Consider the following 5,385-nt stretch of genomic DNA (forward strand, 5'->3'; position numbering starts at 1 on the left):
TTGACGAAAACGTGTTCATAAACAAGGTAACACTGGATGCAACGTGTCCACTGTCAAAGGAAACGGACTTTAAAAAGTGTGCCGTAAAGATATATAAGGCCTGTGCTGGTTGATGGATAAGGACAGGAGGCATTTTCTGACGTCCCTGGGGTTTACCGCAGTTGGCGGTATCCTGTGGGGGAGAGCGGTGTCTGAAACCAAGGCGTCCGCCCTTGTACTGAGACCACCGGGGGCGCTTGCCGAAAGTGATTTTATTGGCAAATGTATACGGTGTGGTCAGTGCGTGGAGGCCTGTCCTTTTTCTACGCTTGTCCTGGCCGCTGCTGGTGACAACAAACCCGTGGGAATGCCGTTTTACACCCCAAGAAAGGTCCCCTGTTACATGTGCAGGGACATCCCGTGCGTACCGGTCTGCCCCACGCATGCCCTGGACAGAGCGATTGTCAGTGAAAACGGTCGGTTAAACATCAACAAGGCACGCATGGGGCTTGCAGTCCTTGACCGTGAGACGTGTGTTGCCTACTGGGGGCTTCAGTGTGATGCCTGCTACAGGGTTTGTCCGCTGATAGACAAGGCCATCAAGGTTCAGTACAGTCGCAACGAGCGCACCGGCAAGCACGCCTTTATGGCCCCCGTCGTAGACAGCGAACACTGCACCGGTTGCGGGTTGTGTGAGCACGCCTGTATCAACGAAAAATCTTCCATCTTCGTCCTGCCCAGGGCGCTGGCTACAGGCAAGGCCAACATCAGATACCTGAAAGGATGGCAAGAAGACGATGAAGGAAGATTGCGCCAACTCAAGCAAGATACCGGGGTGGTCACGCCACGGAGCAAGAGCAGCGCCATTGATTATCTAAACAAGGGAGTGGATTGAAATGTTAATCCATGCCAACAGATTCCTGATCACACGACGCCTCGTGCAGATAACCGTGATGCTGTTGTTTTTTGCCGGCTCTGCCGCAGGGTGGACTATACTCAGGGGCAATCTCAGTTGCGCCAGGCTCTTTGACGTCCTCACCCTGGCCGACCCCTATGCCGTACTCCAGATGCTTGCAGCGCGGGCAATGCCCACGGCTGAAATAGCAGTGGGGGCGCTGACGGTAGCTGTCATCTATGCCCTGCTCGGGGGACGGGTCTTCTGTGCCTGGGTATGTCCGATGAACGTGGTTACAGACTTGGCCGCGTGGCTAAGGGGTGGGTTTTGTGGGCATCTCTGTCCGATGGGTGCGTTTTACTCGCTTATAGGCAGAGGCAATCTCATCAAGCCCGTCCATAACCCGGATAAATGCACGATGTGTATGCGATGTGTCGAGGTCTGTCCGGAGAGACAGGTACTCCACATGATCGGAAAGAAAAACGCTATGGTCAGCTCGGGGCAGTGCATAAACTGCGGCAGGTGCATTGAGGTCTGCGGCGATAATGCAATCGGCCTTGGGAGCAGGTTGTTTTCTGATAAATGAAAACCGTAAAAGGAGGAATACACTTATGATGAAGGTTACAAAGGTTTTGGTGTTGTTACTGTGTGTGCTTTTTGCATTTGGCACGGCCTTGGCCGCTGATAAGAAAAGTGGTTTATCCGATGATGAGATCGGATTTAGAAAGACTCCCCTGATGGATGAAGATAAGACCATGCCGGTAGAAGGCAAGTATAAGGCCGCCTTGCCAGGGAGCAGCAAGACTGTGGACAGGTCTTTTGAGAACAGTCCGCCGCTGATTTCGCACGATGCCACGGGGATTGCACCAATCACGATGAATATGAACGAGTGTCTTAATTGTCACATGCCCGAAAACGCTAAAGGTCTCAAGGCTACTGCCATACCCAAGTCTCACTTTATGGACATAAGTGAGGGCAAGGACCTTAAAGGACAACTCAACGGTCACAACTATAATTGCACACAGTGTCACGTTCAGCCCTCCAAGGTCACACCGCTTATCGATAACAGGTTCAAGCCCGCATTCAGGGGCAAAAACGACAAACACCGATCAAATCTTGCCGACAAGGTAAACGAAGGGGTTGAGTTGAACTAGGAGACAGACGAGCTTGAATATTACAAGTGTGGTAGTACAGACCAATTCATGGCACATGGCCGATGTGCTGGAGAGTCTTCAGAGGGTTGAGGGCTGTCAGGTACACTTTACGGACGATGAAGGCAAGATTATCATCACCGTAGAGGGCCAATCGCAGGATGAGGACATGAAGACACTCAGGACAATATCTGAACTGCCGCATGTGCTCAGTGCAAACATGGCCTTTACATGTAGCGATACCGAAGATTAACCATACAAACAGGGGATTGGGAGTCATCCCGTCCCCTGACCTCTGTTCATCAGGGGATGTTTTTTTAGCCCCTTAACCTGCACCTGTTCATAAATAAGTAGCCTATATCCGTAATTTTACAGTCTCAACCTAGCCCGAAACATTTAGGCATTGATTTAATTGGCTGCACTGTATTATCTTTAACCTCAGTGGAATTAAACGACGTACTATCTTCATTCAGTGGCAAGAGGGTGTTGATCGTAGGAGACATCATCCTGGACCACTTTGTCTGGGGGCGTGTCAACCGCATATCGCCGGAGGCCCCCGTGCCGGTGGTTGAGGTGCAGCGAGAGAGCTACCTGCTTGGCGGAGCGGGCAACGTGGCAAACAACATCATTGCCCTCGGAGGCAGTGCCGCCATTGTTGGCGTCATAGGTGGCGACCACCAGGGGCGGATCATCTCCGGGCTGCTCAGGGACAAGGGGATCGAAGATGCCGGGGTCTTCTGTGACGCACGGCCAACCACGATCAAGACCCGTGTCATTGCACACCATCAGCAGGTGGTCAGGTTCGACAGGGAAGACGCCAGACACATAGACGGCAACATGCTCAAGGGCATCGGTGACTTCATCGGAGAGGTCATCGGAGATTATGACGGCGTGATAGTCTCCGACTACAAGAAGGGTGTCATCAGTCCGCGCCTGATACAGACCATACTTGGGTACACCAGTCCGACGGGAAAGTTCGTCTGCGTAGACCCAAAAGTTGGACACTTCCATTACTACCGAGGCGTCTCTCTGATCACACCGAACCTCAAGGAGGCCCAGGAAGGCTCCGGCATTGTCATCAAGGGCGACAGGAGCTTGCAGAGGGCCGGTACAACCCTCCTGAAAAACCTCCACACACCAGGTGCGACCTGGAGCGACAAAGAACACGCCATCCTCATCACACGTGGCGAAGAGGGCATGAGTCTGTTTCTTGCCGACGGCACCACGCACCACCTGCCCACGGTGGCCAAAAAGGTCTTCGACGTAACCGGGGCAGGTGATACGGTCATAGCAGCTTTTACGCTAGCCTTTGTGTCGGGGGCATCGATGGTGCAGGCCGCCATACTCTCCAATCACGCCGCAGGCATAGTTGTCGGCATGGTGGGCACTGCCACCACCTCGGTCGAAGAAATCAAACGCTCAATGGTTACTGTCTGATACTCGCTCATCTGGTATGCCCCTTGTCTGGATCACTTCTTTTTGCCACGTCTGACAGGCTTCCGGTCTGAGATGTAGGGCTCTTGTTCTTCAGCAGCCTTCAGGTGGTCACCGGTCAAAGAGTGTGAGGTCTTTTTTTTTTCATCCAGGGCTACAATGGCGATCTCTATCAGCTTTCTGACTGCCTCTGCACGCGATGACAACCTGCAAGAGAATCGAAAGTCCTCTATTCTTGCCAATTGCGACTTAGAGGTGAAAAACACGATTTTCTCATCCTTGCTTTCTGTTCCTTCTTCCATAAACACCTCCTTTATGTAAAGTTTACAAATATTACACACAAGACACACTTTATACACTTGACAAACAATATACTGTTTGCATACAATAGTAACATTATATCATTGACTATGTCAAAAAGGAGGCAACATTGAAACGGTTTACCAAAAATGATTACGGCACAATCAAGATGCTTGGTGGCAAGATGCTTGGTGGCAACAGACACAGTGGCAACGGACCCTGCGGTGTTATGGAGGAACTGGAAAAGATCAGGGCCATGCTGACATTCATGGCCGACACAACAGACTTGCTGTTAGCGGCAACGATGAACGAAAAACAGCAACCCATGGACGAAACGCCCTATGGCATGCACCTGCTCTTCATGGAACTGATATCGAGGCTGGACAGGGCATGTAACAGACCACACGAGTAGCCCTCCGTAATCCTTGTTATGAAGTTGTAACGCTTGATACCTGGGACGGTCCAGGTGCCCTCCCCTACCTGTACAGCATGGCAACGGGAGGGCACGCCAGGGGGAGTGCTCAGTCCTTGCACTGCACAACGCCCTTGCCCGTGACCCTGGCATTGTACAGGGCTACCTGCGCATGCGTCATGAAATCGTCGAGTGTGTTGTGTTCCTTCAGCGTGGCCATGCCTATGGATAGGGTTGTGCAGAGGTTATGTTTCGTAAATCGTTCCAGCTTCAGGGTTTCCTGGAAGCGTTCAATGACTACCTCTGCCTTGTCCATCGGGGTATTTGGCATGTAGAGGATAAATTCATCGGTACCATAACATCCCAGCACGTCTATACCGCGGATGCACGATTTGAGGTGTTCGGCCAGCTCCGAGTATAACCGCTTGGCTACATCTATGCCATAGACGTTGAGCACGTTCTTGAAGTTGTTCATATCCATAATGACCAGCGTCAGGGGGATTTTATGCCGACGACTCTTGTCAAATTCATCGCGCAACTTCTGGTGGAAGAAGTGATAGTAGGTAAGGCCGGTGGCAGGATCGATATCTCTGAGTTCGTTCAGCAGCGTGGTGAATTGGTCTTTCCTAAACGCCTCGCCGATCACTTTGGCCATATCAGTAAGGAATTCCCGCAGTTCATGTGTAACCTCCATCGCCTTGTCAAAGTATACCGCAAGAAAGCCCACACTACGTCCGTCAATTGACACCCGTACCGCTACGGCTGTGTCATAGTCTTGCTCCACCCACAGGTCATAATAGTCCTCCGTGTCACTCTGCCCTGTAACGACAACGACTGGTTCCTTGTAAAAGACCCGTCCCACGGCGCCATCGCCTATACCACGCCGGTACAAGGTGCTAAAGTGCGCCGAGATGTTATACCGGTTTTCTATTCTGAGGTAGTCATCCTCGACATTTTTCAGCACCAGCACCCCACGACTGATACCGATAGAATCCTTCATGGCAAACAGTATCTCGTGTATCGTGTGGGTAGCGCTCTCCTGCTTACTCAACAAATCTATGGCCTTGCATACATCTTTAAACAACACTTCAGTCATCATTTTTTTCAAGCTCCCATTATAGTTTCTCAGTTATATTTTACAACAATTCCAAAGAAAACTACAACCTCAGTAATAGTTCACCCCCCTAAGAAGAAGGAAAGAAAGGGGCGGCTCC

Annotated in this window: 9 protein-coding genes; 7 read left to right on the plus strand and 2 right to left on the minus strand. The window is 51.3% G+C overall.

The window, feature by feature from the left end; all coding sequences use genetic code 11:
- From HWQ67_RS20575 to rfaE1, 6 genes are all read left to right on the plus strand, one after another.
- Positions 1-113, plus strand: a 113-nt coding sequence (locus HWQ67_RS20575; protein ID WP_425340724.1) for a hypothetical protein, incomplete at its 5' end; no start/stop codon positions are given.
- The gene (napG, locus tag HWQ67_RS12105) at positions 113-874 is read left to right on the plus strand and encodes a ferredoxin-type protein NapG (RefSeq protein ID WP_218252948.1); all 762 of its coding nucleotides are present in this window, start codon (positions 113-115) and stop codon (positions 872-874) included. The genes HWQ67_RS20575 and napG, both read left to right, overlap by 1 nt.
- A 1-nt stretch (position 875) precedes the next feature.
- Complete coding sequence (locus tag HWQ67_RS12110; protein ID WP_218252949.1) at positions 876-1,460, plus strand: 4Fe-4S binding protein; 585 nt, start codon at positions 876-878, stop codon at positions 1,458-1,460.
- Positions 1,461-1,485: 25 nt separating this feature from the next.
- On the plus strand, positions 1,486-2,028 hold the full coding sequence (locus HWQ67_RS12115) for a nitrate reductase cytochrome c-type subunit (RefSeq protein WP_218252950.1): 543 nt from the start codon (positions 1,486-1,488) through the stop codon (positions 2,026-2,028).
- Positions 2,029-2,041: 13 nt separating this feature from the next.
- A complete protein-coding gene (locus HWQ67_RS12120; protein WP_218252951.1) occupies positions 2,042-2,278 on the plus strand; it encodes a chaperone NapD in 237 nt (78 codons plus the stop codon).
- A 188-nt stretch (positions 2,279-2,466) separates the two neighbouring features.
- Positions 2,467-3,462: a D-glycero-beta-D-manno-heptose-7-phosphate kinase gene (rfaE1, locus tag HWQ67_RS12125; protein WP_218252952.1), complete on the plus strand. Its 996-nt coding sequence runs from the start codon at positions 2,467-2,469 to the stop codon at positions 3,460-3,462.
- 32 nt (positions 3,463-3,494) lie between these two features.
- On the opposite strand, the gene HWQ67_RS12130 is transcribed toward rfaE1, so the two are convergent.
- The gene (locus HWQ67_RS12130; protein ID WP_218252953.1) at positions 3,495-3,761 is read right to left on the minus strand and encodes a hypothetical protein; all 267 of its coding nucleotides are present in this window, start codon (positions 3,759-3,761) and stop codon (positions 3,495-3,497) included.
- 128 nt (positions 3,762-3,889) lie between these two features.
- On the opposite strand from HWQ67_RS12130, the gene HWQ67_RS12135 reads away from it, so the two are divergent.
- On the plus strand, positions 3,890-4,171 hold the full coding sequence (locus HWQ67_RS12135) for a hypothetical protein (protein ID WP_218252954.1): 282 nt from the start codon (positions 3,890-3,892) through the stop codon (positions 4,169-4,171).
- 109 nt (positions 4,172-4,280) lie between these two features.
- Here HWQ67_RS12135 and HWQ67_RS12140 read toward each other — a convergent pair whose 3' ends face one another.
- On the minus strand, positions 4,281-5,270 hold the full coding sequence (locus tag HWQ67_RS12140; RefSeq protein WP_218252955.1) for a sensor domain-containing diguanylate cyclase: 990 nt from the start codon (positions 5,268-5,270) through the stop codon (positions 4,281-4,283).
- Positions 5,271-5,385 lie beyond the last annotated feature (115 nt).

Source organism: Candidatus Magnetobacterium casense (assembly GCF_019173545.1).
Lineage (GTDB): Bacteria > Nitrospirota > Thermodesulfovibrionia > Thermodesulfovibrionales > Magnetobacteriaceae > Magnetobacterium > Magnetobacterium cryptolimnobacter.

What these genes read in the sequence shown, in the direction of transcription:
- HWQ67_RS12110 (WP_218252949.1), top strand. Translation starts at nt 876, where the DNA reads ATGTTAATCCATGCCAACAGATTCCTGATCACACGACGCCTCGTGCAG.
- HWQ67_RS12130 (WP_218252953.1), bottom strand. Translation starts at nt 3,761, where the DNA reads ATGGAAGAAGGAACAGAAAGCAAGGATGAGAAAATCGTGTTTTTCACC.
- napG (WP_218252948.1), top strand. Translation starts at nt 113, where the DNA reads ATGGATAAGGACAGGAGGCATTTTCTGACGTCCCTGGGGTTTACCGCA.
- HWQ67_RS12140 (WP_218252955.1), bottom strand. Translation starts at nt 5,270, where the DNA reads ATGATGACTGAAGTGTTGTTTAAAGATGTATGCAAGGCCATAGATTTG.
- HWQ67_RS12115 (WP_218252950.1), top strand. Translation starts at nt 1,486, where the DNA reads ATGATGAAGGTTACAAAGGTTTTGGTGTTGTTACTGTGTGTGCTTTTT.